Source organism: Pseudomonas sp. McL0111 (genome assembly GCF_052567255.1).
The window spans coordinates 6,088,549-6,112,714 of record NZ_CP199585.1 but is presented as its reverse complement, the minus strand read 5'-3'; the positions used below and the strand labels follow the sequence as shown (position 1 = coordinate 6,112,714).

Annotated in this window: 23 protein-coding genes and 2 pseudogenes; 18 read left to right on the top strand and 7 right to left on the bottom strand. The window is 58.2% G+C overall.

Annotated elements, in window-relative coordinates; translation table 11 throughout:
* Nucleotides 1-33 precede the first annotated feature (33 nt).
* From odhB to ACTWLJ_RS27530, 7 genes are all read left to right on the top strand, one after another.
* Entirely contained in the window at nucleotides 34-1,254 is a 1,221-nt protein-coding gene (gene odhB / locus ACTWLJ_RS27560; RefSeq protein ID WP_401221457.1) for a 2-oxoglutarate dehydrogenase complex dihydrolipoyllysine-residue succinyltransferase, read from the top strand.
* Nucleotides 1,255-1,351: 97 nt separating this feature from the next.
* Nucleotides 1,352-2,788, top strand: coding sequence for a dihydrolipoyl dehydrogenase (gene lpdA, locus ACTWLJ_RS27555; protein WP_445179245.1), 1,437 nt, complete (start codon nucleotides 1,352-1,354; stop codon nucleotides 2,786-2,788).
* Nucleotides 2,789-2,985: 197 nt separating this feature from the next.
* Complete coding sequence (gene sucC / locus ACTWLJ_RS27550) at nucleotides 2,986-4,152, top strand: ADP-forming succinate--CoA ligase subunit beta (protein ID WP_007898980.1); 1,167 nt, start codon at nucleotides 2,986-2,988, stop codon at nucleotides 4,150-4,152.
* Nucleotides 4,152-5,033 (top strand): succinate--CoA ligase subunit alpha, encoded by an 882-nt coding sequence (gene sucD, locus ACTWLJ_RS27545; protein WP_445179244.1) that lies wholly within the window; start codon nucleotides 4,152-4,154, stop codon nucleotides 5,031-5,033. Before sucC ends, sucD begins: the two co-directional genes overlap by 1 nt.
* Nucleotides 5,034-5,374: 341 nt before the next feature.
* Nucleotides 5,375-6,688, top strand: coding sequence for a branched-chain amino acid transport system II carrier protein (gene brnQ / locus ACTWLJ_RS27540; protein ID WP_445179243.1), 1,314 nt, complete (start codon nucleotides 5,375-5,377; stop codon nucleotides 6,686-6,688).
* A gap of 252 nt (nucleotides 6,689-6,940) precedes the next feature.
* Entirely contained in the window at nucleotides 6,941-7,678 is a 738-nt protein-coding gene (locus ACTWLJ_RS27535) for a DUF599 domain-containing protein (protein ID WP_401217623.1), read from the top strand.
* Nucleotides 7,678-8,079 carry an MAPEG family protein gene (locus tag ACTWLJ_RS27530; RefSeq protein ID WP_401217621.1) on the top strand — a complete coding sequence of 134 codons (402 nt, stop codon included), beginning with the start codon at nucleotides 7,678-7,680 and terminating at the stop codon, nucleotides 8,077-8,079. The genes ACTWLJ_RS27535 and ACTWLJ_RS27530 overlap by 1 nt, the downstream gene beginning before the upstream one ends.
* Nucleotides 8,080-8,156: 77 nt before the next feature.
* Here the strand turns inward: ACTWLJ_RS27530 and ACTWLJ_RS27525 are convergent, their stop codons facing one another.
* On the bottom strand, nucleotides 8,157-8,393 hold the full coding sequence (locus ACTWLJ_RS27525) for a hypothetical protein (protein ID WP_401217619.1): 237 nt from the start codon (nucleotides 8,391-8,393) through the stop codon (nucleotides 8,157-8,159).
* Between the two features lie 158 nt (nucleotides 8,394-8,551).
* Here ACTWLJ_RS27525 and ACTWLJ_RS27520 point away from each other — a divergent pair, with 158 nt between their 5' ends.
* The 4 genes from ACTWLJ_RS27520 to ACTWLJ_RS27505 all read left to right on the top strand — a co-directional run bounded on the left by ACTWLJ_RS27520 (nucleotide 8,552) and on the right by ACTWLJ_RS27505 (nucleotide 12,259).
* Entirely contained in the window at nucleotides 8,552-9,028 is a 477-nt protein-coding gene (locus ACTWLJ_RS27520) for a PaaI family thioesterase (protein WP_445179242.1), read from the top strand.
* The gene (locus ACTWLJ_RS27515; protein WP_445179241.1) at nucleotides 9,025-9,477 is read left to right on the top strand and encodes a PaaI family thioesterase; all 453 of its coding nucleotides are present in this window, start codon (nucleotides 9,025-9,027) and stop codon (nucleotides 9,475-9,477) included. The genes ACTWLJ_RS27520 and ACTWLJ_RS27515 overlap by 4 nt, the downstream gene beginning before the upstream one ends.
* Nucleotides 9,478-9,558: 81 nt before the next feature.
* The gene (gene htpG / locus ACTWLJ_RS27510; RefSeq protein ID WP_445179240.1) at nucleotides 9,559-11,463 is read left to right on the top strand and encodes a molecular chaperone HtpG; all 1,905 of its coding nucleotides are present in this window, start codon (nucleotides 9,559-9,561) and stop codon (nucleotides 11,461-11,463) included.
* 67 nt (nucleotides 11,464-11,530) lie between these two features.
* The gene (locus ACTWLJ_RS27505) at nucleotides 11,531-12,259 is read left to right on the top strand and encodes a dienelactone hydrolase family protein (RefSeq protein ID WP_445179239.1); all 729 of its coding nucleotides are present in this window, start codon (nucleotides 11,531-11,533) and stop codon (nucleotides 12,257-12,259) included.
* 352 nt (nucleotides 12,260-12,611) lie between these two features.
* Here the strand turns inward: ACTWLJ_RS27505 and ACTWLJ_RS27500 are convergent.
* The 3 genes and pseudogenes from ACTWLJ_RS27500 to ACTWLJ_RS27490 all read right to left on the bottom strand — a co-directional run.
* Nucleotides 12,612-12,791: pseudogene (locus ACTWLJ_RS27500) on the bottom strand (hypothetical protein); the annotation flags it as partial.
* A gap of 13 nt (nucleotides 12,792-12,804) precedes the next feature.
* Entirely contained in the window at nucleotides 12,805-13,668 is an 864-nt protein-coding gene (locus ACTWLJ_RS27495) for a pirin family protein (RefSeq protein WP_445179238.1), read from the bottom strand.
* A 61-nt stretch (nucleotides 13,669-13,729) separates the two neighbouring features.
* Nucleotides 13,730-14,146 (bottom strand): OsmC family protein, encoded by a 417-nt coding sequence (locus ACTWLJ_RS27490; protein ID WP_445179237.1) that lies wholly within the window; start codon nucleotides 14,144-14,146, stop codon nucleotides 13,730-13,732.
* Between the two features lie 153 nt (nucleotides 14,147-14,299).
* Here ACTWLJ_RS27490 and ACTWLJ_RS27485 point away from each other — a divergent pair, with 153 nt between their 5' ends.
* The 3 genes and pseudogenes from ACTWLJ_RS27485 to ACTWLJ_RS27475 all read left to right on the top strand — a co-directional run bounded on the left by ACTWLJ_RS27485 (nucleotide 14,300) and on the right by ACTWLJ_RS27475 (nucleotide 17,086).
* The gene (locus ACTWLJ_RS27485; RefSeq protein WP_445179236.1) at nucleotides 14,300-15,331 is read left to right on the top strand and encodes an amidohydrolase family protein; all 1,032 of its coding nucleotides are present in this window, start codon (nucleotides 14,300-14,302) and stop codon (nucleotides 15,329-15,331) included.
* Nucleotides 15,332-15,460: 129 nt separating this feature from the next.
* A pseudogene (locus ACTWLJ_RS27480) lies at nucleotides 15,461-16,231 on the top strand (MCP four helix bundle domain-containing protein); the annotation flags it as partial.
* Entirely contained in the window at nucleotides 16,223-17,086 is an 864-nt protein-coding gene (locus tag ACTWLJ_RS27475) for a methyl-accepting chemotaxis protein (RefSeq protein WP_445181430.1), read from the top strand. The pseudogene ACTWLJ_RS27480 and the gene ACTWLJ_RS27475, both read left to right, overlap by 9 nt.
* 192 nt (nucleotides 17,087-17,278) lie before the next feature.
* Here the strand turns inward: ACTWLJ_RS27475 and ACTWLJ_RS27470 are convergent, their stop codons facing one another.
* From ACTWLJ_RS27470 to purM, 3 genes are read right to left on the bottom strand one after another with little or no spacing between them, the layout of a single operon-like run.
* On the bottom strand, nucleotides 17,279-17,992 hold the full coding sequence (locus ACTWLJ_RS27470; protein ID WP_445179235.1) for a DUF3108 domain-containing protein: 714 nt from the start codon (nucleotides 17,990-17,992) through the stop codon (nucleotides 17,279-17,281).
* Nucleotides 17,993-18,000: 8 nt separating this feature from the next.
* Nucleotides 18,001-18,651 carry a phosphoribosylglycinamide formyltransferase gene (purN, locus tag ACTWLJ_RS27465; protein WP_401217595.1) on the bottom strand — a complete coding sequence of 217 codons (651 nt, stop codon included), beginning with the start codon at nucleotides 18,649-18,651 and terminating at the stop codon, nucleotides 18,001-18,003.
* Nucleotides 18,651-19,709 carry a phosphoribosylformylglycinamidine cyclo-ligase gene (purM, locus tag ACTWLJ_RS27460; RefSeq protein ID WP_445179234.1) on the bottom strand — a complete coding sequence of 353 codons (1,059 nt, stop codon included), beginning with the start codon at nucleotides 19,707-19,709 and terminating at the stop codon, nucleotides 18,651-18,653. The genes purN and purM overlap by 1 nt, the downstream gene beginning before the upstream one ends.
* A gap of 371 nt (nucleotides 19,710-20,080) precedes the next feature.
* On the opposite strand from purM, the gene ACTWLJ_RS27455 reads away from it, so the two are divergent.
* The 4 genes from ACTWLJ_RS27455 to ACTWLJ_RS27440 all read left to right on the top strand — a co-directional run bounded on the left by ACTWLJ_RS27455 (nucleotide 20,081) and on the right by ACTWLJ_RS27440 (nucleotide 24,016).
* The gene (locus ACTWLJ_RS27455) at nucleotides 20,081-21,139 is read left to right on the top strand and encodes a DUF2066 domain-containing protein (protein WP_445179233.1); all 1,059 of its coding nucleotides are present in this window, start codon (nucleotides 20,081-20,083) and stop codon (nucleotides 21,137-21,139) included.
* 34 nt (nucleotides 21,140-21,173) lie between these two features.
* The gene (locus tag ACTWLJ_RS27450) at nucleotides 21,174-22,247 is read left to right on the top strand and encodes an AI-2E family transporter (RefSeq protein WP_401217586.1); all 1,074 of its coding nucleotides are present in this window, start codon (nucleotides 21,174-21,176) and stop codon (nucleotides 22,245-22,247) included.
* 220 nt (nucleotides 22,248-22,467) lie between these two features.
* Nucleotides 22,468-23,172: a DnaA regulatory inactivator Hda gene (gene hda, locus ACTWLJ_RS27445; RefSeq protein WP_401217583.1), complete on the top strand. Its 705-nt coding sequence runs from the start codon at nucleotides 22,468-22,470 to the stop codon at nucleotides 23,170-23,172.
* 226 nt (nucleotides 23,173-23,398) lie between these two features.
* Nucleotides 23,399-24,016 carry a C40 family peptidase gene (locus ACTWLJ_RS27440; RefSeq protein ID WP_401217580.1) on the top strand — a complete coding sequence of 206 codons (618 nt, stop codon included), beginning with the start codon at nucleotides 23,399-23,401 and terminating at the stop codon, nucleotides 24,014-24,016.
* Nucleotides 24,017-24,166 lie beyond the last annotated feature (150 nt).

The window sequence follows — 24,166 nt, the reverse complement described above, 5'->3', positions numbered from 1 at the left end:
ACCTGAAACCGAATTTTTAAGGACTCACAGATAATGGCTATCGAAATCAAAGCCCCGTCATTTCCGGAATCGGTTGCCGACGGCACCGTTGCTACCTGGCACAAAAAACCAGGCGACGCTGTAAAGCGTGACGACCTGATCGTCGACATCGAAACCGACAAGGTTGTTCTGGAAGTGTTGGCCGAAGCCGACGGCGTGCTGGGCGCAATCGTTGCCAACGAAGGCGACACCGTTCTGTCCAACCAGATCCTCGGCTCGATCGAAGCGGGCAGCGCTGCTGCCGCTGCTCCGGCTGCCGCTGCTGCTCCGGCCGCTGCCGCCGCACCTGCTGCTGCCGAAGGCGAAGACGATCCTGTTGCTGCACCGGCTGCTCGCAAGCTGGCGGAAGAAAACGGCATCAACATCGCTTCCGTTGCCGGCACCGGCAAAGGTGGTCGTGTGACCAAGGAAGACGTGGTTGCCGCTGTTGCCGCGAAGAAAGCCGCTCCGGCTGCCGCACCTGCTAAAGCTGCTGCACCGTCGGCCGCTGCTCCAGTGTTCGCTGCTGGCGACCGCGTCGAGAAGCGCGTACCGATGACCCGCGTTCGTGCAACCGTTGCCAAGCGTCTGGTTGAAGCTCAATCGAACATGGCGATGCTGACCACTTTCAACGAAGTCGACATGACCGAAGTCATGGCTCTGCGTTCGAAGTACAAGGACCTGTTCGAGAAGTCGCACAACGGCGTACGCCTGGGTTTCATGTCGTTCTTCGTCAAAGCAGCTACCGAAGCGCTGAAACGCTTCCCGGCCGTGAACGCGTCGATCGACGGTGCGGACATCGTTTACCACGGTTACGCCGACGTTGGTGTTGCTGTTTCCAGCGACCGCGGTCTGGTGGTTCCGGTTCTGCGTAACGCCGAACTGATGAGCCTGGCTGAAATCGAAGGCGGCATCGCCACCTTCGGCAAGAAAGCCCGTGACGGCAAACTGTCGATGGACGAGATGACCGGTGGTACCTTCACCATCACCAACGGTGGTACCTTCGGTTCGATGATGTCGACCCCGATCGTCAACCCGCCGCAAGCGGCTATCCTGGGCATGCACAACATTCTGCAGCGTCCTATGGCGATCAACGGTCAGGTCGTTATCCGTCCGATGATGTACCTGGCTCTGTCCTACGATCACCGTCTGATCGATGGCAAAGAAGCTGTAACCTTCCTGGTGACCATCAAGAACCTGCTGGAAGATCCGGCTCGTCTGTTGCTGGATATCTGATAGAAGCAGTCACGCGCTGCAAGTTTCAAGCTGCAAGCAAAGGCAGCTTGGCTTGCAGCGCGCGGCTTGAAGCTTTTCGCTAAAGAGGAATTTTTGAATGTCGCAGAAATTTGACGTAGTAGTGATCGGTGCTGGCCCTGGCGGCTACGTGGCTGCCATCAAGGCCGCCCAGTTGGGTCTGACCACTGCCTGCATCGAGAAGTACACCGACGCCGAAGGCAAACAAGCCCTCGGCGGTACCTGCCTGAACGTCGGCTGCATTCCGTCCAAGGCGCTGCTCGACAGCTCCTGGAAGTACAAGGAAGCCAAAGAGAGCTTCAACGTTCACGGTATCTCCACCGGCGAAGTCAAAATGGACGTCGCAGCGATGGTTGGCCGCAAGGCTGGCATCGTCAAGAACCTGACCGGCGGTGTTGCCACCCTGTTCAAGGCCAACGGCGTTACTTCGATCCAGGGCCACGGCAAACTGCTGGCTGGCAAGAAAGTCGAAGTCACCAAGCCTGACGGTTCGGTTGAAATCATCGAAGCTGAAAACGTTATCCTGGCTCCAGGTTCGCGTCCGATCGACATTCCACCGGCTCCGGTCGATCAGAACGTCATCGTCGATTCGACTGGCGCTCTGGAATTCCAGACCGTACCTAAGCGTCTGGGCGTGATCGGCGCTGGCGTGATCGGCCTGGAACTGGGTTCGGTCTGGTCGCGTCTGGGTTCTGAAGTGGTTGTCCTGGAAGCTCTGGACACTTTCCTGATGGCAGCGGACACCGCTGTTTCCAAGGAAGCGCTGAAAACCCTGACCAAACAGGGTCTGGACATCAAGCTGGGCGCTCGCGTGACCGGCTCGAAAGTGAACGGCAACGAAGTTGTCGTGAACTACACCGATGCCAACGGCGAACAGACCATCACTTTCGACAAGCTGATCGTAGCCGTTGGTCGCCGTCCGGTGACCACTGATCTGCTGGCTTCCGATAGCGGCGTGACCTTGGACGAGCGCGGTTTCGTGCACGTTGACGATCACTGCGCGACCACCGTACCGGGCGTTTTCGCCATTGGTGACGTGGTTCGCGGCATGATGCTGGCGCACAAGGCTTCGGAAGAAGGCATCATGGTTGTCGAGCGCATCAAGGGCCACAAAGCCCAGATGAACTATGATCTGATCCCTTCGGTTATTTATACTCACCCGGAAATCGCGTGGGTTGGCAAAACCGAGCAGGCCTTGAAAGCTGAAGGCGTTGAAGTTAACGTCGGCACCTTCCCGTTCGCCGCTTCCGGCCGTGCCATGGCCGCCAACGATACCGGTGGTTTCGTCAAGGTCATCGCTGATGCCAAGACTGACCGCGTATTGGGCGTGCACGTGATTGGTCCGAGCGCTGCAGAACTGGTTCAGCAGGGCGCGATCGGTATGGAATTCGGCACCAGCGCTGAAGACCTGGGCATGATGGTTTTCTCCCATCCGACCCTGTCTGAAGCCTTGCACGAAGCTGCTTTGGCTGTGAATGGCGGCGCCATCCACATTGCCAACCGCAAGAAGCGTTAAGACAATAAGAAACCACGGCGGTACGGCCCGTCGTGAGCCTTGCATGCAAGACTCACCGCGGAATGTCCGCTGGACGCAGTCTTGCGTAGCCGAACCGGGTATCCGGAAACGGCTGCGCGAGCAGCAGTCACAGGTGGCGCGGCACTCAAACGAGCGCAGCGCCGAATGCGCAGTACCTAACGAAGACGGTAAAAAGCATGAATCTTCACGAGTATCAGGGTAAGCAGCTGTTCGCTGAATACGGCCTGCCAGTTTCCACTGGTTACGCAGTAGACACCCCGGAAGCAGCAGCAGAAGCTTGCGACAAAATCGGCGGCACCGAGTGGGTTGTCAAAGCCCAGGTCCACGCTGGTGGTCGCGGTAAAGCGGGCGGCGTTAAGCTGGTTCGCAGCAAAGAAGACGCCAAAGCCTTCGCACAGCAGTGGCTGGGCAAGCGTCTGGTGACTTACCAGACTGACGCCAATGGCCAGCCAGTCACCAAGATCCTGGTTGAATCGTGCACTGATATCGCTAAAGAGCTGTACCTGGGCGCTGTCGTTGACCGTTCGAGCCGTCGCATCGTGTTCATGGCTTCCACCGAAGGTGGCGTGGACATCGAGAAAATCGCTCACGACACTCCAGAAAAAATTCTGAAAGCCACTATCGATCCACTGGTTGGCGCTCAGCCATTCCAGGGTCGCGAGCTGGCATTCCAGCTGGGTCTGGAAGGCAAGCAGGTTGCTCAGTTCGCCAAGATCTTCGTAGGTCTGGCCAAACTGTTCAAGGATCACGACCTGGCTCTGCTGGAAGTGAACCCGCTGGTGATCAAGGCTGACGGCGATCTGCACTGCCTGGACGCCAAGATCAACATCGACGCCAACGCAATGTACCGTCAGCCTAAGCTGAAGACTTTCCACGATCCGTCGCAAGACGATCCGCGCGAAGCGCACGCTGCCAAGTTCGAACTGAACTACGTAGCACTGGAAGGCAACATCGGTTGCATGGTCAACGGTGCTGGCCTGGCCATGGGTACCATGGACATCGTCAACCTGCATGGCGGCAAACCAGCCAACTTCCTCGACGTGGGCGGCGGTGCTACCAAAGAACGCGTTACCGAAGCGTTCAAGATCATCCTGTCCGACACTAACGTCGCTGCAGTACTGGTCAACATCTTCGGCGGCATCGTTCGTTGCGACATGATTGCCGAAGGCATCATCGGTGCAGTGAAAGAAGTCGGCGTGAAAATCCCGGTTGTTGTTCGTCTTGAAGGCAACAACGCTGAACTGGGCGCTAAAGTACTGGCAGAAAGCGGTTTGAACATCATCGCTGCTACCAGCCTGACCGACGCTGCTCAACAAGTCGTTAAAGCTGCGGAGGGCAAGTAATGAGCGTCCTGATCAATAAAGACACCAAAGTTATCTGCCAGGGTATTACCGGTTCGCAAGGTAGTTTCCACACCCAGCAAGCCATCGAATACGGCACCAAGATGGTTGGTGGCGTAACTCCTGGCAAAGGCGGCACCGAGCACCTGGGTCTGCCAGTGTTCAACACCGTTAAAGACGCAGTAGCTGCCACTGGCGCAACCGCCAGCGTTATCTACGTTCCGGCTCCTTTCTGCAAAGATTCGATCCTGGAAGCGGCTTTCGGCGGCATCAAGCTGATCGTGTGCATCACCGAAGGCATTCCTACCCTGGACATGCTGGACGCTAAAGTTAAGTGCGACGAGCTGGGTGTTACCCTGATCGGCCCTAACTGCCCAGGCGTGATCACCCCAGGCGAATGCAAGATCGGCATCATGCCAGGTCACATTCACTTGCCAGGCAAAGTCGGTATCGTTTCGCGTTCCGGCACCCTGACCTACGAAGCTGTTAAGCAGACTACTGACGCCGGTTTCGGTCAGTCGACTTGCGTCGGCATCGGCGGTGACCCGATCCCGGGTTCGAACTTCATCGACATCCTGAAGCTGTTCCAGGAAGACCCGAAGACCGAAGCGATCGTAATGATCGGTGAGATCGGCGGTTCGGCTGAAGAAGAAGCGGCTGCCTACATCAAGGCACACGTGACCAAGCCGGTTGTTTCCTACATCGCTGGTGTGACTGCCCCTGCGGGCAAGCGCATGGGCCATGCTGGCGCAATCATCTCTGGCGGCAAAGGTACTGCAGACGAGAAGTTTGCTGCCCTGGAAGACGCAGGCGTTAAAACCGTGCGTTCGCTGGCAGACATCGGCAAGGCTTTGTCCGAGCTGACCGGTTGGGCGATGAAGTAAGCCTCGCGCTTGATTCACGCTTTACCAGGCAAAGGCCACCTTCGGGTGGCCTTTGTCGTTTCTGGCATCTGCATCGTCAATCTTCGCGAGCAGGCGATTTATAGTCATCTACCCAATTACATGCAAAAACGCGACACAGAAACGTCGCGTATCGGATAGTTCGCCCTCTAACAGTGCGTTTGTCGGGTAAATTCGTTAGGCTAGCAGCCATTTTTGCGTCTGCCGCCCACAAGGCATGCAACGCGCTTTAAGGGTCGGTCCCATACGGATCGACAGCATTTCCCTAATTACACAGGGCAATCCCCCTCTAAATTCCGATTCAGTAGTGTGGTATTTCCTTAATGAAAGTTTTGAAAGGTCAGGACATCCTGGCACTTGGTTTTATGACGTTTGCCCTGTTCGTCGGGGCCGGCAACATCATCTTCCCGCCTATCGTCGGCTTGCAGGCCGGACCTCACGTCTGGATGGCGGCGCTGGGCTTTTTGATCACCGCAGTCGGTCTGCCGGTGATCACCGTCGTGGCGCTGGCTAAAGTCGGCGGCGCGATGGATGCGCTGAGCAGCCCGATCGGCAAGATCGCTGGCGGTGTACTGGCGGCTGCCTGTTACCTGGCGGTCGGCCCGTTGTTCGCGACCCCGCGTACCGCGACCGTGTCCTTCGAAGTGGGCCTGGCACCATTGACCGGCGAGAGCCCGCTGGCGCTGTTCCTCTACAGCTCGGTGTACTTCCTGCTGGTGTTCTTCATCTCGCTGTATCCGGGCCGTTTGCTGGATACCGTCGGCCGTTTCCTCGCACCGCTGAAAATCATCGCGCTGGCGGTACTGGGCATCGCTGCATTCGCTCTGCCGGCAGGTGATATCGGCCATGGCACGCCGGAATACGTGGCAGCACCGTTCTCACAAGGCTTCATCAATGGTTACCTGACCATGGATACCCTTGGCGCGCTGGTGTTCGGTATCGTTATCGTCAACGCGATCCGCTCCCGTGGTGTCGAGTCGCCCAAGTTGATCACCCGCTACGCGATCATCGCCGGGTTGATTGCCGGCGTCGGTCTGGCACTGGTCTACATCAGCCTGTTCCGCCTCGGTTCCGGTAGCCACGAAGTAGCCGTCGGTGCTACCAACGGCGCAGCGGTATTGCATGCTTACGTGCAACACACCTTCGGTTCGCTGGGCAGTGGTTTCCTTGCGGTACTGATCTCGCTGGCGTGTCTGGTAACGGCGGTCGGCCTGACTTGCGCCTGTGCTGAATACTTCAGCCGTGTGCTGCCACTGTCCTACAAGACCCTGGTGATTATCCTCGCGGCGTTTTCGCTGCTGGTTTCCAACCTGGGCCTGACCAAACTGATCGCGTTCTCGATCCCGGTACTGACCGCGATCTACCCGCCGTGCATCGTTCTGGTGGCGTTGAGTTTCTGCAAGGACTTCTGGCATGAGCACGGTCGCATTCTCGGCCCGGTGATGCTGGTGTCGTTCCTGTTCGGCAGCATCGACGCGCTGAAAGGCGCCGGTCTGGCCGACTGGTTGCCATCGCAGCTGTCCCACCTGCCGCTGAGCGAGCAGGGCCTGGCCTGGCTGGTGCCGTGCGTGATGACCCTGGTGGTTGCAGTGATCTGCGATCGCCTGCTCGGCAAGCGCAGCGAAGCAGTGGCGTAACGTTGCCTTGCCTGCCACAAGCAGGTCTGGAGCGATAAACAGAAATGCCCCGTATCAATCGATACGGGGCATTTTTTATGGGCTTCAGGCAGTGTCTTTTTCTCTGAGCCAACGTCGAAGCACTGCACAGATTTTATGTAGGAGCAGAGCTTGCTCGCGAAGACGGTCTGGCATTCAAGATTGATGTCGACAGGAAAACCGCTTTCGCGAGCAAGCTCTGCTCCTACAAGGTCACGTATTCAAGGGAATTGCATGTCGTTCATCCAGGCTAATCTGATCCACTTGCTTGCCGCGCTGTGGTTTGTCATCTGCTGGGGCGGTTACACCCGTTATGCGAGCTGGAAGGCTCGTGACACCGCGTGTCTGGCCAGCGTGCTGCACCTGTATCGTGAAGACTGGATGCGCCGCATGCTGCTGCGCGACAACCGCATCGCCGACGCCAGCGTGATTGGCAATCTGGAGCGCAACGCCTCGTTCTTCGCCTCCAGCACACTGATTATCCTCGCCGGTATCCTCACTGTGCTGGGCGCCTCCGAGCGCGCGGTGTCGTTGCTGGCGGACATTCCGATGGTGCAGCAGGCCTCGCAGGGCATGTCGGAGATCAAGTTGCTGTGCCTGGCGATGGTTTTCGTCTACGCGTTCTTCACCTTCAGTTGGTGCATGCGTCAGTACAACTTTGCGGCTGTGTTGGTCGGCTCCGCGCCGATGGTCGGTGAGCGGCACGTCTCGGAGCAGGAGCGCAAAGCCTTCGCATTGCGAGCTGCGCGGGTGATTTCGATGGCGGCCAACCAGTTCAACTTCGGTCTGCGCTCTTATTACTTCGGCATGACCATGCTGGCGTGGTTTGTCAGCCCGTGGCTGTTCATGTTGATGAGCACCGGGGTAGTACTGGTGTTGTACCGCCGCGAGTTTCACTCCGACGTTCTCGACGTGATGGTCTATACCCCTACAGAGGCGCCGTTGCCCGAAACCAACAAAGAGGCTGTTTGATGAGTATTCCGTTCTGGTGTGTGTTTATCAGTGCTTTGCTGATCTACGTAGCGCGTATGCCGGTGGCCAAGGCCATGAAAGAGCAGGGCGGTTACAACAATCACCTGCCGCGCCAGCAACAGGCGCAGCTCACCGGTTACGGCGCTCGGGCACTGGCGGCGCATCAGAACAGTATCGAAGCCTTTATCTTGTTTGCGGTGGGTGTGTTGATGGCGCATACCACGCAAACGGCAGGATGGTTGATCGATACACTGGCGATCATCTTTGTGATTGCGCGGATTCTCTATTTGTGGCTTTACCTGGCTGATCAGCCATCACTGCGCAGCCTCGTCTGGTTTGTCGGCTTAGTGTGTTCGTTGTTGCTGATGATTAGTCCGACTTTTAGAACTATCTTGCTCTAATAGGGCATTACCAAAAAATGACAGGCAAAAGAAAACCCGCACTTGGCGGGTTTTCTTTTTCTGCTGCAAAAAGCCGATTATTGCTTTTTGGCAGCTTCGTCTTGTGCAGCCTGGTTCGATTCAGCCTGAGCTTTGGCAGCTTCGGCGTTTTCTTTCGCTGCGTCGTTCACTTTATCCTGAGCTTTGCTCATGTCCTGCTGTGCTTGTTCAGCATGTTGGTTAGCATCTTGAGCTTTGTCCTCGGATTTTTTATCGCAGGCAGCGAGACCGAGGGAAGCGGTCAACATCAAGGCAATAGCTAAAGTCTTACGCATGGGGTGTTTCTCCTTATGGAAAATAACTACTGGCCTTAAGAGCGCGGTGCCTGAGGTTAAGTTCCTTATTTCTTTCAGATATATAAGTTTGTTTCGCAGTGGAACTTTTGTCGTTCTGCCCACTACTCGAAACAGGCTCTAACAAGAGTATTTATCAGATGGCCGAAAACCCCGTTTTTGAGCGCGCGACGCGATTTCTCTCGGCATTGCGCCATTGTCAGGTGCTCGGCTTGAAGGTGCACAGCGCCAGTAATGACGGCCTCACGGTGATCCTGCCGTATAGCGCGCAAATCGTCGGCAATCCGCAGACTGGCGTTATCCACGGGGGCGCGATTACCTCGTTAATGGACACCGCGTGCGGCATGTCGACCCTGTGCGTGCTGCCGGAATTCGAGGTGTGCCCGACGCTGGATTTGCGCATCGACTACATGCACGCCGCCGAACCGCACAAGGATGTCTACGGGTTCGCCCAGTGTTATCGGGTGACCACCGACGTGATCTTCGCCCGTGGTTTCGCTTATCAGGACGATCCCGAGCAGCCAATCGCGCATGTCGTCGGCACTTTCATGCGCATGGGCAAAGGTCTCAAGGGCACCAAGGGATTCGGTGGCGCAATCAAGGGAGCCGGGCAATGAGCGATGACCTCAAGCAGCAACTACAGGATGCACATCAGCAGGGCGATTACGCTCCACTGCTGAAGCTGATCCCTTACGCGGGGTTGATCGGCATCGAGTGTTCGCGGGTGGGCGATGAGTTGCTGTTCAAGCTGCCAGCGAACAAGGACAACATTGGTAACCCTTTATTGCCGGCGATCCACGGCGGGGTGATTGCCGGGTTCATGGAACTGGCTGCGGCCCTGCATCTGTTGATCTTTACCGGGGCGCCGGGTGTGCCGAAGATCATCGATTTTTCCCTTGATTACCTGCGTGCCGGGCAGTTTCGCGATACGTGGGCCAAGTGTCAGGTCTGCCGCCAGGGGCGCCGGGTCGCCAACGTGGCGATTACTGCGTGGCAAAGCACCGAGGGCGAGCCGATCGCCACCGCCCGGGCGCACTTCAAAATTGATGAGCCCTTGAAATCCTGAACGCTGCCCCCAACTCAGAGAACAACCCGCCGCAGACCATTTGGGTCGCGGCCACTGCCATCTGATTGGAGTTTGATGACCATGAGTGTGGAAACTCAAAAGGAAACCCTGGGCTTCCAGACCGAGGTGAAGCAACTGCTGCACCTCATGATCCATTCGCTGTATTCCAACAAGGAAATCTTCCTTCGCGAATTGATCTCGAACGCCTCTGACGCTGTCGATAAATTGCGCTTCGAAGCCCTGGCCAAGCCAGAGTTGCTCGAAGGTGGCGCCGACCTGAAAATCCGTGTGAGCTTCGACAAGGACGCCAAGACCGTCACCCTCGAAGACAACGGCATCGGCATGAACCGCGACGATGTGATTGCCCACCTGGGTACCATCGCCAAGTCGGGCACCGCCGATTTCATGAAAAACCTGTCTGGCGACCAGAAAAAAGATTCCCACCTCATCGGCCAGTTCGGTGTTGGTTTCTACTCGGCATTCATCGTTGCCGATCAGGTTGATGTGTACAGCCGTCGCGCCGGCACCCCGGCCAGCGAAGGCGTGCACTGGTCGTCGAAAGGCGAGGGCGAGTTCGAAGTAGCCAACATCGACAAACCAGAGCGCGGCACCCGTATCGTCCTGCACCTGAAGGCTGCTGAAGACGAGTTCGCCGATGGCTGGCGTCTGCGCAACATCATCAAGAAGTACTCCGACCACATCGCTCTGCCGATCGAACTGCCGAAAGAAGTCACGGCTGCCGAAGGTGAAGAGCCTGCGGCCGTTGAATGGGAAACCGTCAACCGCGCCAGCGCTCTGTGGACCCGTCCTCGCACTGAAGTGAAGGACGAGGAATACCAGGAGTTCTACAAGCACATCGCTCACGACTTTGAAAACCCGCTGGCCTGGAGCCACAACAAAGTCGAAGGCAAGCTTGAATACAGCTCGCTGCTTTATGTGCCGGCCCGTGCACCGTTCGACCTGTACCAGCGTGAAGCGCCGAAAGGCCTGAAGCTGTACGTGCAACGTGTGTTCGTCATGGATCAGGCTGAGTCGTTCCTGCCGCTGTACCTGCGCTTCATCAAAGGTGTGGTCGATTCCAACGATTTGTCGCTGAACGTGTCGCGGGAAATCCTGCAGAAAGACCCGATTATCGACTCGATGAAATCGGCGCTGACCAAGCGTGTGCTGGACATGCTGGAAAAACTGGCGAAGAACGAGCCTGAGCAATACAAAGGCTTCTGGAAAAACTTCGGTCAGGTCATGAAAGAAGGCCCGGCAGAAGATTTCTCCAACAAGGAAAAAATCGCTGGCCTGCTGCGTTTCGCATCGACCAATGGCGATGACGGCGAGCAGATCGTTGGTCTGGCCGACTACCTGGCTCGCGCCAAGGAAGGTCAGGACAAGATCTACTACCTGACCGGCGAAACCTACGCGCAGGTCAAGAACAGCCCGCACCTGGAAGTCTTCCGCAAGAAAGGCATCGAAGTGCTGCTGCTGACCGACCGTATCGACGAGTGGCTGATGAGCTACCTCAGCGAATTCGACGGCAAGAGCTTTGTCGACGTGGCGCGTGGTGACCTCGATCTGGGCAACCTGGACTCGGAAGAGGACAAGAAAGCCGCAGAAGAAGTCGCCAAGTCCAAAGAAGGTCTGGTTGAGCGTCTGAAAGCTGCCTTGGGCGACTCCGTTGCCGAAGTGCGGGTTTCCCATCGCCTGACCGACTCGCCGGCCATTCTGGCTATCGGTGAGCAGGATCTGGGTCTGCAAATGCGTCAGATCCTCGAAGCGAGCGGGCAGAAAGTGCCGGACTCGAAGCCAATCTTCGAATTCAACCCGGCTCACCCGCTGATCGAGAAACTCGACGGCGAGCAGAGCGAAGAGCGTTTTGGCGACCTGTCGCACATCCTCTTCGATCAGGCAGCTCTCGCTGCTGGCGACAGCTTGAAAGATCCGGCGGCTTACGTACGCCGTCTGAACAAGCTGCTGGTTGAGCTGTCGGTTTAATCAAGTTGCAAAAAAACCCGCTTCGGCGGGTTTTTTCATTCTGGTGTTTAACAAGCAGGAGTCAGAAATGAGCCAAGTCACTGTACGTTCCGTGGTCTATCAAATTGACGGCCAGCCTTACGAAGGTCGTTTGGCATTCGATGCCAATCACCAGGGCGCACGCCCGGGCCTGTTGATGGCGCCGAACTGGATGGGCGTCAGCGCCGGTGCGGAAGAAATCGCCAAATCGGTCGCGGCCAAGGGCTACGTGGTGTTGATTGCTGACGTCTACGGTCAGGCCGTACGCCCACAGAACGGTGATCAGGCCGGCGCCGCGATGATGCCGTTGAAGAACGACCGCGCCTTGCTGCGCAAGCGCATGCAAGCGGCGTTCGAGCAATTGCAGAAGCAGGGCGAAGCGGCGGTTGATACGTCGAAACTGGCGGTGTTCGGTTTCTGCTTCGGCGGTTGCTGTGCGCTGGATCTGGCGCGTACCGGTGCGCCGGTGAAGGCTGCGGTGTCGTTCCACGGCACGCTGGATTCGCCGAACCCGGCGGATGCGAAGAACATCAAAGGCTCGGTGCTGGTGCTGCACGGTGCTTCCGATCCGTTGGTGCCGAAAGAGCAACTACCGGCGTTCGAAGAAGAAATGAACGCGGTGGGCGTGGATTGGCAATTGACGAGCTACGGCGGTGCGGTGCATTCGTTCACCGATCCGCATGCCAATGTGCCGGGCAAGATGATGTACGACGCGAAGACCGCAGCGCGGGCGTTTGTGTCGATGCATAACTTGCTGGATGAAGTGTTCAAGGGCTGATTGGGTTGTCGGGCACTGACTTGGTCGGTGCCTGACAGGGCCTCTTCGCTGGCAAGCCAGCTCCCACAGTTTTCGAGTCGTTTGCAAAATCTGTGTTCGACTCGAAAACCTGTGGGAGCTGGCTTGCCAGCGAAGACTGACTCACAAGCGATACAAGAATCAGGGCAGTTCGATCCGCTCGACTTCCCCCGGCACTGTAGGCCAATCCCCGGCCGCCCACTTGCGCCGTGCCTCATCAATCGCCGCCGGATCACTCCCACAGTTTTCGAGTCGTTTGCAAAATCTGTGTTCGACTCGAAAACCTGTGGGAGCTGGCCTGCCAGCGAAGACTGACTCACAGGCGATACCAGACTTAAGGCAGTTCGATCCGCTCTACTTCCCCCGGCACTGTAGGCCAATCCCCGGCCGCCCACTTGCGCCGTGCCTCATCAATCGCCGCCGGATCACTCCCACAGTTTTCGAGTCGTTTGCAAAATCTGTGTTCGACTCGAAAACCTGTGGGAGCTGGCCTGCCAGCGAAGACTGACTCACAGGCGATACAAGAATCAGGGCAGTTCGATCCGCTCGACTTCCCCCGGCACCCTAGGCCAATCCCCGGCCGCCCATTTGCGCCGCGCCTCATCAATCGCCGCCGGATCGCTCGCGACAAAATTCCAGTTGATCCGCCGTGGCCCGTCCAGCGCTGCGCCGCCGAAAACCACGGCATGCACATCACTTTCGGCAAACAGGCTCATTTCTTCCCCGGCCGGCAATACCACCAGCGTATTAGGCTCGATTTCCTCACCATTGAGCTGCGCATCGCCGCTCAGCACATACAGCGCCCGCTCTTCATGTTCAGTGGGGATCAGCAGCGTGGTCGCCGTCTGCATCTGCAATTCCGCGTACAACGTAGGAGAAAGCACCGGTACCGGCGATTCCAGACAAAAGCCTGACCCGGCAATCATCCGGATCCGTACGCCGAGGCTGTCACTCACCGGCAACGTAGACGCTGGGTGATGGCTGTAATGCCCCGGGCCTTGTTCGTGTTCCTTGGGCGAGGCCAGCCAGATCTGCAAGCCGTGGAACCTGAAACCACTGTCCTTCAGCGGCTCGGGCGTACGCTCGACATGGGCGATGGCGCTGCCGGCGGTCATCCAGCTGACGTCACCGGCGCTGACCACTTGGTCCGAGCCGAGACTGTCTTTGTGCTGGATCTGCCCGTCAAACAGATAGGTGAGGGTCGACAGACCGATGTGCGGATGCTGTCGGATGTTCATGCCTTTGCCTGCCGGATAAACCGTTTCCAGCATGTGGTCGAAAAACACGAAAGGCCCGACGCTGCGGCACTTGGCTGACGGCAGCGGGCGCAGGATCGGCTGGCCTTCGACGTCTTCGGCGCGGGGGCGGATGATCAGGGTTTGCGGGTCCATGGTGCATTCCAGGCTGAGCGGGTGATGCGATGAGCATAACCCGCCGCAGCCCGGCTGTTGATTACTGGCTGTCGAAGCCTTGTGGCGCGTGGGTTTCGATGGTGACTTCGCTGGTGGTCATCAGCTTGTGAATCGGGCAGCGGTCGGCAACGCGGTACAACTCTTCGCGCTGAGCATCGGTCAGCACACCTTTGAGGGTGAGGGTGACATGCAGCGCGTATTTGCCTTTCTGTTCTTCACTGTTGTCGCGTTTGACCTCGACGCCAACCCCGGTCAGCGGGATGTCTTTTTTCTTGGCATACATCTTCAGGGTCAACGCCTTGCAGGCGCCGAGGGCCGCATCGAAGTAATCGTGCGGCTCCGGGGCCGACCCTTCGCCACCGACGGCAACCGGGGCATCGGCAAATAATTGGTGGTCATCGATCTGTACGGTGTGACGCAAACCTTCGGCGGAGACGGTATTGACGGTAACGGTCATGGGAACCTCACTGGCAGTAGGAAAAGTCATTCGATCAAAAAAAGACCTTGAAGTTATAGAGCATTCCCACAGGCGTGCGTTCCACTTTCCTGCGTGGTGAACCCTTGTTGTCTGATCGGGGTCTAGCCTATGCCCCTTTAATGGAGATGACTTGTGTCCTTGTTGCGTTCGAGTTTTGCCTGTCTGTTGTTATTTGCCGGTAGCGCCCAGGCCCGGGAATACACCTACAGCGATGCGCACTTGCATTACGTGGATTTTTTCCAGGAAACCGCCGGCATGGCGAAGCTGCTTACGGCCATGGCGGACAATTCCATTGAGCACGTGATGATTTCCGGCATCCCGGTGGCCAAGAAGTGGCACGAAGATGAACCGAAGCGCCCGCGTTATTACGCCGGCGATGACGCCGATGCCTATTGGTACAGCGCCACTGACGTGATCGTCGCCGATGCGGTGCAGAAACTGACACCTGAACAACGGCAGCACTTCCATCCGTTTCTGTCCGGTTTTAATCCAAACGACAAGAACTCCGCCGCGCATATCCAGCGCATGCTCGATCTGTATCCGGGGCTATGGCAGGGCATTGGCGAAGTGTTTACCCGTCACGACGATCTCACCGCGCTGACCTCCGGCGACACGCCGCGCGCCAACAACGAGGCGATGGTGCGCATCTACCATCTGGCGGCGGAAAACGATCTGCCGGTGATGCTGCATTCCAACATCACCTCCAAGCGTGAGAAGAATCCGCTGTACCTGCAGGAAATCGAGGAGCCGCTGCGTAATCATCCGCACACACGGTTCATCTGGGCGCACGCCGGCACCAGCGCCGAGATTCATCGGCATCAGACACATCTCAAGTTCCTGCTGCCAACAGTGACTCGTCTGCTTGAGGCTTATCCAAATCTGTATATCGATCTGTCGTGGAGCATGCTCACCCCGTATCTGTTGGACGAGCAGGGCAAGCCGCGCCCGGAGTGGTTGCACTTGGTCGAGAAGTACCCGGAGCGCTTCATGCTCGGTTCGGACGTTGTAGGGCGTTTCAATAAACTTGGTAAGGAAATGCACAGCTTCCAGCCGTTCCTCGATGCCTTGCCTGAAGACGTCGCTCGGAAAGTGGCGCGGGATAACTTCCTGGCGATCTTGCCGCGAACGGCGTTGAAGTCCGAGAAAAGCACGCTGAATCGTTAATGCCGCAGGTTCGAAGTATTAAGGCCTTTTGATATCACGTTTTGGTCTTACGCAAATTTACTCCGGGCCGATACCTTCTAAAGCAACCAGCTGCAGGTAGATGCAGCGCTTTTGGAAGGAACCAGAGCAATGAGTATCCGTAGTCTGAATATCGCGCCCCGTGCCGGGTTGGGATTTGGCCTGTTGGCACTGATGGTGTTTGCCCTTGGGGCGTTCGCGCTGCTGCAAATGGCCAACATGCGGGCGCAATCCGATGAGGTCGATAACAACTGGCTGCCAAGCGTGATGGCAGTCGGCGAAATGAGTCAGGACATGCTGCGCCTGCGGGCGCTGACCATGCGCCTGTTGCTCAATCGTGATCCGCAGGCGCTGGAGCAGAATGTCGCCAAGCTCGATGAATTGCGCGGCGTGTTGAGCGAAGCCCAGCAGCGTTATGACGTGCTGATCGTACTGCCCGAGGAGCGCAAGCTGTTTGACCGCTTCAAAGTCGCCGAGCACAAATATCTCGAACTTCAGGCGCAGGTGATGCAGTTGTCTGCACAGAACCGGGTCGAAGAGGCGGCGGCGATTCTCAATGGCCAGATGAGCCCGTTGGCCGACGATATGGCAGTGACCCTGCGCGATCTGGTCGAGTTGAACAAGCACAACGCGAACCTGGCGACTGAGGCGGCGCGGCTCGTGTTCATCAATTCGCGGGTGTGGGTCGGGGTGATGATCGGCGTTACTGCGCTGATCACCATCGGACTGGCGCTGTTGCTGACGCGCAGCATTGTCTTGCCGCTGGCGCAGTCTTTGGGGGTGGCTGAAGTGGTGGCGGGCGGCGATCTGACCGGCGAGATCAACATCTCCGGCAGCGACGAACCGGCGCGTCTGCTGCACGCCTTGAAAAGCATGCAGCACAACCTGCGGGAGACTATTCGCCGGATTTCCGAGTCCTCCAGCCAATTGGCTTCTGCATCAGAAGAATTGAGCTGCGTGACCGAGGACGCCACCCGTGGGCTGCACCAGCAAAGCCTGGAGATCGAACAGGCCGCGACGGCGGTGAACCAGATGACCGCCGCTGTTGAGGAAGTGGCGAGCAATGCGGTGGCGACTTCCGAGGCATCGCGAGAATCGGATCGCATCGCCCAGCACGGTCGTGAGCAGGTTCAGCAAACCGTGACGTCAATCGAGTTTCTGGCCGAGGACGTCACGGCCAATGTCACGCAAGTTGAGGATCTGGCGCTGAAGGTTCATGGCATCAGCAAAGTGCTGGACGTGATCCGTTCGATTGCCGAGCAGACCAATCTGCTGGCGCTCAACGCTGCCATCGAGGCGGCGCGGGCGGGGGATGCCGGGCGTGGTTTTGCGGTGGTCGCCGATGAGGTGCGGGCGCTGGCGCATCGCACGCAGCAGTCGACTCAGGAGATTGAGCAGATGATCGGCGGTATCCGCCAGGGCACGGATTCGGCGGTCAGTTCGATGCAGCAGAGCAACACCCGTGCGCGGTCGACGCTGGAACTGGCCAAGGCTGCGGGCGTGGCGCTGGAGGAGATTGCTTCGGCGTTCACCTTGATCAACGAGCGCAATCTGGTGATCGCCAGTGCCTCGGAGGAACAGGCAGCGGTGGCGCGGGAGGTGGATCGCAATCTGATGAACATCCGCGATCTGGCGATGCAGACGTCGGCGGGGGCCAATCAGACCAGTGCGGCGAGTCAAGAGCTGTCGCGGCTGGCGGTGGATTTGAACAGTATGGTGGCTAAATTCTCTGTTTGAGCTGACCATTGAAAATCACACTGAACCCTGTGGGAGCGAGCTTGCTCGCGAATGCTTTCTGTCAGCTAACGAAGATGTGGCTGATGCACCGCCTTCGCGAGCAAGCTCGCTCCCACAGTGGGTGTGGGTCGTTATGGAATTTCAGGCATAAAAAAGCCCCGCATCTGCGGGGCTTTTCGGTGTTGCGGTGGATCAGCTGCCTTTAACGGTTTTGCCGTTGACGGTGCCGTCCTGGAGCATGATGTTGTACTCCTTGCCGTCGGTTTCAACCTGTTGCAGGCGAACCAGCAGGTAATCCCAATCCTTGGCGAACCACATGACGGTGGTGCGCTTGCTTTGTGTCGGGTCACGTACGCGCTCAACCTTGATCGCATCGATCTGGCCGGCCTTGGTGTCGACTTTCTCTGCACCTAGCACGCGGAAGTCATAGGTATCGACATCGCTGCCATCAACCACCTGGTAGCTCATGCTTTTCTTGCCGGCAGCAACGTCATGCTGCAGAGCGAGCTGGTAGGTGGACTTGTCGACCATGCCACGGTTCAACGGTACCTTGACCGGGTCGCCGCGATCAGTGCCGGTGACCAGTTTGTTGGCCCAGTCGAAGTCCAGGTCGGACTTCTTGGCTTTGCCCAGGCCGCCACGTTCGAAGTGGTAGGACTGCGGCAGCAGCGTGTCCTTGTCCAGCGTCAGAGTGCTTTCTTCATTCAGGCTGGCGATCATCATCGAAGCCTTGAAGCTGAGCCTCCAGACGCCGTTGGCTTCTTTCGTCAGGCTGCGCGAAGCAGTGCCGCTCATCGGCAGTTGTTTCCAGTCAGCGGTGTAGCTGGCGGAGTACGGTTGAAGGTCTGCTGCCTGTGCGAAGGGCAGGGCAAGCAGAGCGCAAGCGAAGAGCAGGGCGCGACGCATAAAATCTCCTAGTTTCGAATCAAGTGGCCGCTGGCCGCGAGTAACTGGCCGTCCAGTAAAGCACCTTGCTCGCCGAGTGCCAGGCGGTTCTCGGCAAACCAGCGAACGGCCATCGGGTAGATCAGGTGTTCCTGAACATGTACTCGCTGCGCCAGACTCTGCGGCGTGTCGTGCAACTCTACCGGTAATACTGCCTGTACGACCAGTGGTCCGCCATCGAGTTCCTCGGTGACGAAGTGTACGGAGCAGCCGTGTTCAGTATCGCCGGCCTCCAGCGCACGCTGATGAGTGTGTAACCCTTTGTATTTGGGTAGCAGCGACGGATGGATATTCAGCAGGCGACCCTGATAGTGGCGCACGAAATCAGCGCTGAGAATGCGCATGAAGCCGGCCAGTACCACGAGTTTGGGATTGAATTCGTCGATCAGTTCGATCAGAGCAGCATCGAAGGCCTCGCGACCTTCAAATGCCTTGTGATCCAGCGAGCGGGTGGCGATACCCGCGTCACTGGCGCGTTGCAGGCCGTAGGCGTCGGCGCGGTTGGAAATCACCGCAGCGAGGCGAACCGGGCTGTCGCCGGTCCGCGTGCTGTCGATCAAAGCCTGCAAGTTACTGCCGGTGCCGGACAACAGCACCACGACATCACAGGTTGCGGACATTAATGAGCCTTAAGGTTCTTCAGTTCAACCTGAGCAGCGCCTTCGGCAGCTACAGCGATCTGGCCGATGACCCATGGCTGCTCGCCCGCTTCACGCAGGGTGTTCAGGGTGATTTCAACGTGTTCCTGAGCCACGCAGATGACCATGCCTACGCCGCAGTTCAGCACGCGGTGCATTTCGGTCTCGTCGACGTTGCCTTTCTCTTGCAGCCAGTCGAACACGGCAGGGCGATTCCAGCTGGCCACGTCAACCACCGCTTGTGCGCCTTTTGGCAGAACGCGCGGGATGTTGTCGAGCAGGCCGCCACCGGTGATGTGGGCCATGGCTTTGACTGCGCCGGTGTCTTTGATCAGCTTGAGCAGCGGCTTCACGTAGATGCGGGTCGGAGCCATCAGCAGATCGGTCAGCGGTTTGCCATCGAGCTGGATGTTTTCGATGTCTGCACCGGACACTTCGATGATTTTGCGGATCAGCGAGTAGCCGTTGGAGTGCGGGCCGGACGATGGCAGGGCGATCAGGGCGTCACCGGTAGCGACTTTCGAGCCGTCGATGATTTCCGATTTTTCCACGACGCCGACGCAGAAGCCGGCCAGGTCGTAGTCTTCGCCTTCGTACATGCCAGGCATTTCAGCGGTTTCGCCGCCAACCAGCGAGCAACCGGACAGTTCGCAGCCGGCGCCGATGCCAGTGACAACCTGGGTCGCGGTTTCAACGTTGAGTTTGCCGGTGGCGTAGTAATCGAGGAAGAACAGCGGCTCGGCGCCGCACACCACCAGATCGTTGACGCACATGGCGACCAGGTCGATGCCGATGCTGTCGTGCTTGTTCAGGTTCAGCGCCAGACGCAGCTTGGTGCCGACGCCGTCGGTACCGGAAACCAGCACTGGCTGCTTGTAGCCGGCCGGGATTTCGCAGAGGGCGCCGAAACCGCCCAGGCCGCCCATGACTTCCGGGCGCGCAGTGCGCTTGGCGACGCTCTTGATGCGTTCGACCAATGCTTCACCGGCGTCGATGTCTACACCGGCGTCCTTGTAGCTCAGGGAGGGTTGCTTGCTCATGATCCAGGCCTTTAGGGGGGATTCAGGGGTAACGACCGAGTCCAGCAGGAACGCCGAAATCGACAGGGGCGATTGCCTCACGCGAATTTCGAGGTGCCGGGCTGTTGCCGGTCTGCGAAGGCGCGCGATTTTATCAGGCTTGAGGGGCAGCGGCCATCCTCACGCCGACGGGCAGGGGCATATCACCTGAAATTTTTTGCAATTGAGCGTTCTGAGTGCCTGTATAAGGTGTGGCGATTAACCGTCTATCGTTATCACTGTGCAAAAACTTACCGCTGTCGTGTGAATGTTTTGCAACGGCCGATGGTCACAGCCTTGCTCAACCGGTTCACGCGGCCTGTTCCAGCCGCTCCTGTCGACGGGAATTTTCCATGCGTTTTTGTAAATTGTTGTTTGTGGGTTGCTTGTCCCTGGTCAGTCTGGCGAGTCATGCCGAAACCCTTAAAGGTCTCTATCAAGTGCGTCAGCCAGTTAATGGCCAGGCGCCGGAAGAGCGTGATCGCGCCACTCAGGCGGCGCTGGACACGCTGGTGCTGCGTCTGACCGGCGATCCGAAAGCGCCGCAGAACCCGGGTCTGGCGGCGATACGCAAAGACCCGCAGCAAATCATCAGTCAGTTCGGTTTTGATGCCGGACCGCCGGAAGTGCTTAAAGTCGATTTCGATCCGGCCACCACCGAACAGGCATTGCGTCGTGCCGGACTATCCTTGTGGGGCGCCAGTCGGCCGTCGATTCTGAGTTGGTGGCTGAACGATTCGACAGAAGGTTCGAGTCTGGTTGGCGACGGTCAGGCGGCTGCCGCGCCGCTGCGGGCTGCGGCGCAACATCGTGGTCTGCCGTTGCGTTTGCCGCTGGCGGATCTGAGTGAGCAACTGGTCGCCACCGCGCCGGCGCTGGAAGGCACTGATCCGGCGCCATTGCACGGCGTCTCCGAGCGCTACAACGCCGACGCGATGCTGGCGGTGCATGCGCATGAAGACGGCGGGCAGTGGACGGCCAAGTGGCATTTGTGGCTGGGCGATCAGAAAGAGGCGGGCAGCGTACAGGGCGCCGATCAGGCCGCTGTAGCCGATGCAGTTATGTTGGCGGTTGCCGAACGTCTCGCGCCGCGCTTCGTCGCCAAACCCGGCGTATCGGGCCAGCAGACCCTGGAAGTGCAGGGTATGAATCTGGAGCATTACGCCGCGCTGCTGCGTTTGCTCGAGCCGTTTGGCATGCGTGTGCAAAGTGTCGATGGTGATCGCATCGTGTATCGAGTCAATGGCAGCACCGATCAGTTGCGTGCGCAGTTGTCGCTGGCTCGGTTGCAGGAAATGCCGGCCGATGCGCCGGCACCCGTTGCGCCGCCGCCAGCCCCGGTCGACGGTGCGGCGCCGGTTGTAGCGCCGGCACCAACACCAGTGGCGCCGTCGTTACGGTTTCGCTGGTAAGTCTTTCCTTATATAGAAGCAGCAGGAGTGGTACATGGCCGATTCGCGGCGTTGGTTCTGGCTCGGCGGGGTAGTCCTGCTTTGCGCGTTTGTCTGGTTGCTGCATCCGATCCTCACGCCGTTCCTGGTGGCGCTGCTGCTGGCGTATCTGTTCGATCCGCTGGTGGATCGTCTGGAACGCCTCGGTCTGTCGCGAACGTGGGGCGTGATCGCGGTGTTTGCCTTGTTTACGCTGATCGTCACCGCGCTGTTGCTGGTGCTGGTACCGATGCTCGCCAAGCAGTTACTGCGTTTGTACGAGTTGGCGCCGCAAATGCTCGACTGGCTGCAACACACGGCGTTGCCGTGGGGGCAATCGAAGCTGGGGCTGTCGGACGGCTTCTGGAAGTTCGATAAAGTCAAAGCGGCGATCAGCGAGCACATGGGCCAGACCACTGACATTGTCAGTGTGGTGCTGAGTCAGGCCACGGCTTCGAGTCTGGCGTTGATCGGCTGGCTGGCCAATCTCGTGTTGATCCCGGTCGTGAGCTTCTACTTGCTGCGTGATTGGGACGTGATGATGGCGAAGATCCGCAGCCTGCTGCCGCGTGATCGGGAGGAAACCATCGTCTCGCTGGCGGGCGAATGTCACGAAGTGCTTGGCGCGTTCGTGCGCGGGCAATTGCTGGTGATGTTGGCGCTGGGGGTGATTTACGCGGCGGGCCTGATGATTGTCGGCCTGGAACTGGGGCTGTTGATCGGCCTGATCGCTGGTCTGGCGGCCATCGTGCCGTACATGGGCTTTGTGATTGGTATCGGCGCGGCGCTGATTGCCGGTCTGTTCCAGTTTGGCGGTGATCTGTACCCGATGATCGGGATAGTCGCGGTGTTCATGATCGGTCAGGCACTGGAGGGCATGGTGCTGACGCCATTGCTGGTCGGCGACCGGATCGGCCTGCACCCGGTCGCGGTAATCTTCGCGATTCTGGCTGGCGGCGAATTGTTCGGTTTCACCGGGGTATTGCTGGCATTGCCAGTGGCGGCGGTGATCATGGTGCTGGTGCGCCATGTGCACGATCTGTACAAGGATTCCGACATTTATAGCGGGACGGACGAGCCCGAGCTTTAATCGCTCAGGCGGGCAGCCCGGTGGTTCACCGGGTTGGCCCGTGTTTTGCGGGCGTAACGGTTGCAGCAGCGTCAGAGAAACTGTCATAAAACCAGTGCGTTAACGCAAACCTTTGATTTTGCTTGGGGTCTGTTGCATTGTGCGCTTCGCTTCACGGGTATAAACTTCGCAAACTTTACACAGAGGCCACTAACGGTTCCTTGAGAACTGTTCAGTCAGCATGAAACCGATTCAGCTGCCCCTAGGTGTGCGTCTGCGTGACGACGCCACCTTTATCAACTACTACCCAGGCGCCAATGCCGCTGCACTCGGCTATGTCGAGCGCCTATGCGAAGCCGACGCCGGGTGGACCGAAAGTCTGATCTATCTGTGGGGCAAGAACGGCGTAGGGCGTACGCATCTGTTGCAGGCAGCCTGCCTGCGCTTCGAACAGATGGGGGAAGCGGCGGTGTATCTGCCGCTGGCCGAATTGATGGATCGCGGTATCGAAATCCTCGACAACCTTGAGCAGTACGAACTGGTCTGTCTCGATGACTTGCACGCCGTAGCGGGCAAGGCTGATTGGGAAGAGGCGCTGTTTCATCTGTTCAATCGGTTGCGTGACAGCGGTCGGCGTCTGCTGATCGCAGCCTCCACCTCGCCACGCGAGCTGCCGGTAAAACTGGCTGACTTGAAATCGCGCCTGACCCTGGCGCTGATTTTCCAGATGCGCCCTCTTTCCGACGAAGACAAATTGCGTGCCTTGCAATTGCGCGCATCGCGTCGTGGTCTGCACCTGACCGATGAAGTCGGGCATTTTATTTTGACTCGCGGCACCCGCAGCATGAGTGCACTGTTCGATCTGCTCGAACAGCTCGATCAGGCCTCCTTGCAGGCTCAGCGCAAGCTGACAATTCCCTTCCTCAAAGAAACTCTCGGCTGGTAGTAAACCCTCTGAAACTGCGGCTTGTAGCGCGTTTCGGCATATTTCAGGCGCCAGAAAATCCGCTTTCCTGCACGCTGTGCAGGCTGCGAATCGATTCAAATGGGCTTAAGCGCTTAGATGTAAACGAGAAACCGGGAAGTCACAAAAAGATCGATTGAATTTGCAAATGAGGTTGATAGCGGGCATAGTCTCGGCTTCTTTACAACTATCAGCCACGGTCGTGCCCATGCTAAAGCGCTTCGCACCCCTCGTGCCTCTCGCACTTGTCACCCTGTTGTACGGTTGCGCTGCTCACTCTCCAGTCCAAGAGCAGCAACAACAGGCTAAAAATTCTGCTACTGCCCAGTCTTCCGTTATTTACCAGGAAGAGCTGGCAACCGAAAAAGAACTGGCCGATTTCAACGGCAGCAAGCCTTACCAGCTTCCAGTTCTGGCCGACAGCATCCTCGAACGCGGCATGTCCCTGATCGGTACCCGTTACCGTTTCGGCGGTACCTCTGAAGCCGGTTTCGATTGCAGCGGTTTCATCGGCTACCTGTTTCGTGAAGAGGCCGGCATGAATCTGCCGCGCTCCACCCGCGAAATGATCAACGTTGATGCGCCGCTGGTGGCGCGCAGCAACCTTGAGCCGGGCGATCTGCTGTTCTTCGCCACCAATGGTCGTCGCGGTCGAGTAAGTCACGCCGGGATCTACCTGGGTGACAACCAGTTCATTCACTCCAGCAGTCGTCGCAGCGGCGGTGTTCGCATCGACAACCTGGGTGACAGCTACTGGAGCAAGAGCTTCATCGAAGCCAAGCGCGCACTCGCCAACGCGCCGACTGTAGTCACCGCTCGCAAGTAATTCCCCCCGTTGTCGCTGCGTTCGTGGCGACAAAACGGCTTCCGGCAACGGAGTAGACACAGACTTTACAGGGTGAAGTTAAAGTCTTACTTGAAGTTTGCCGCGTAGCCGCTAGAATCTTGAATCTATATTGATGGCAAACCGCCTGCG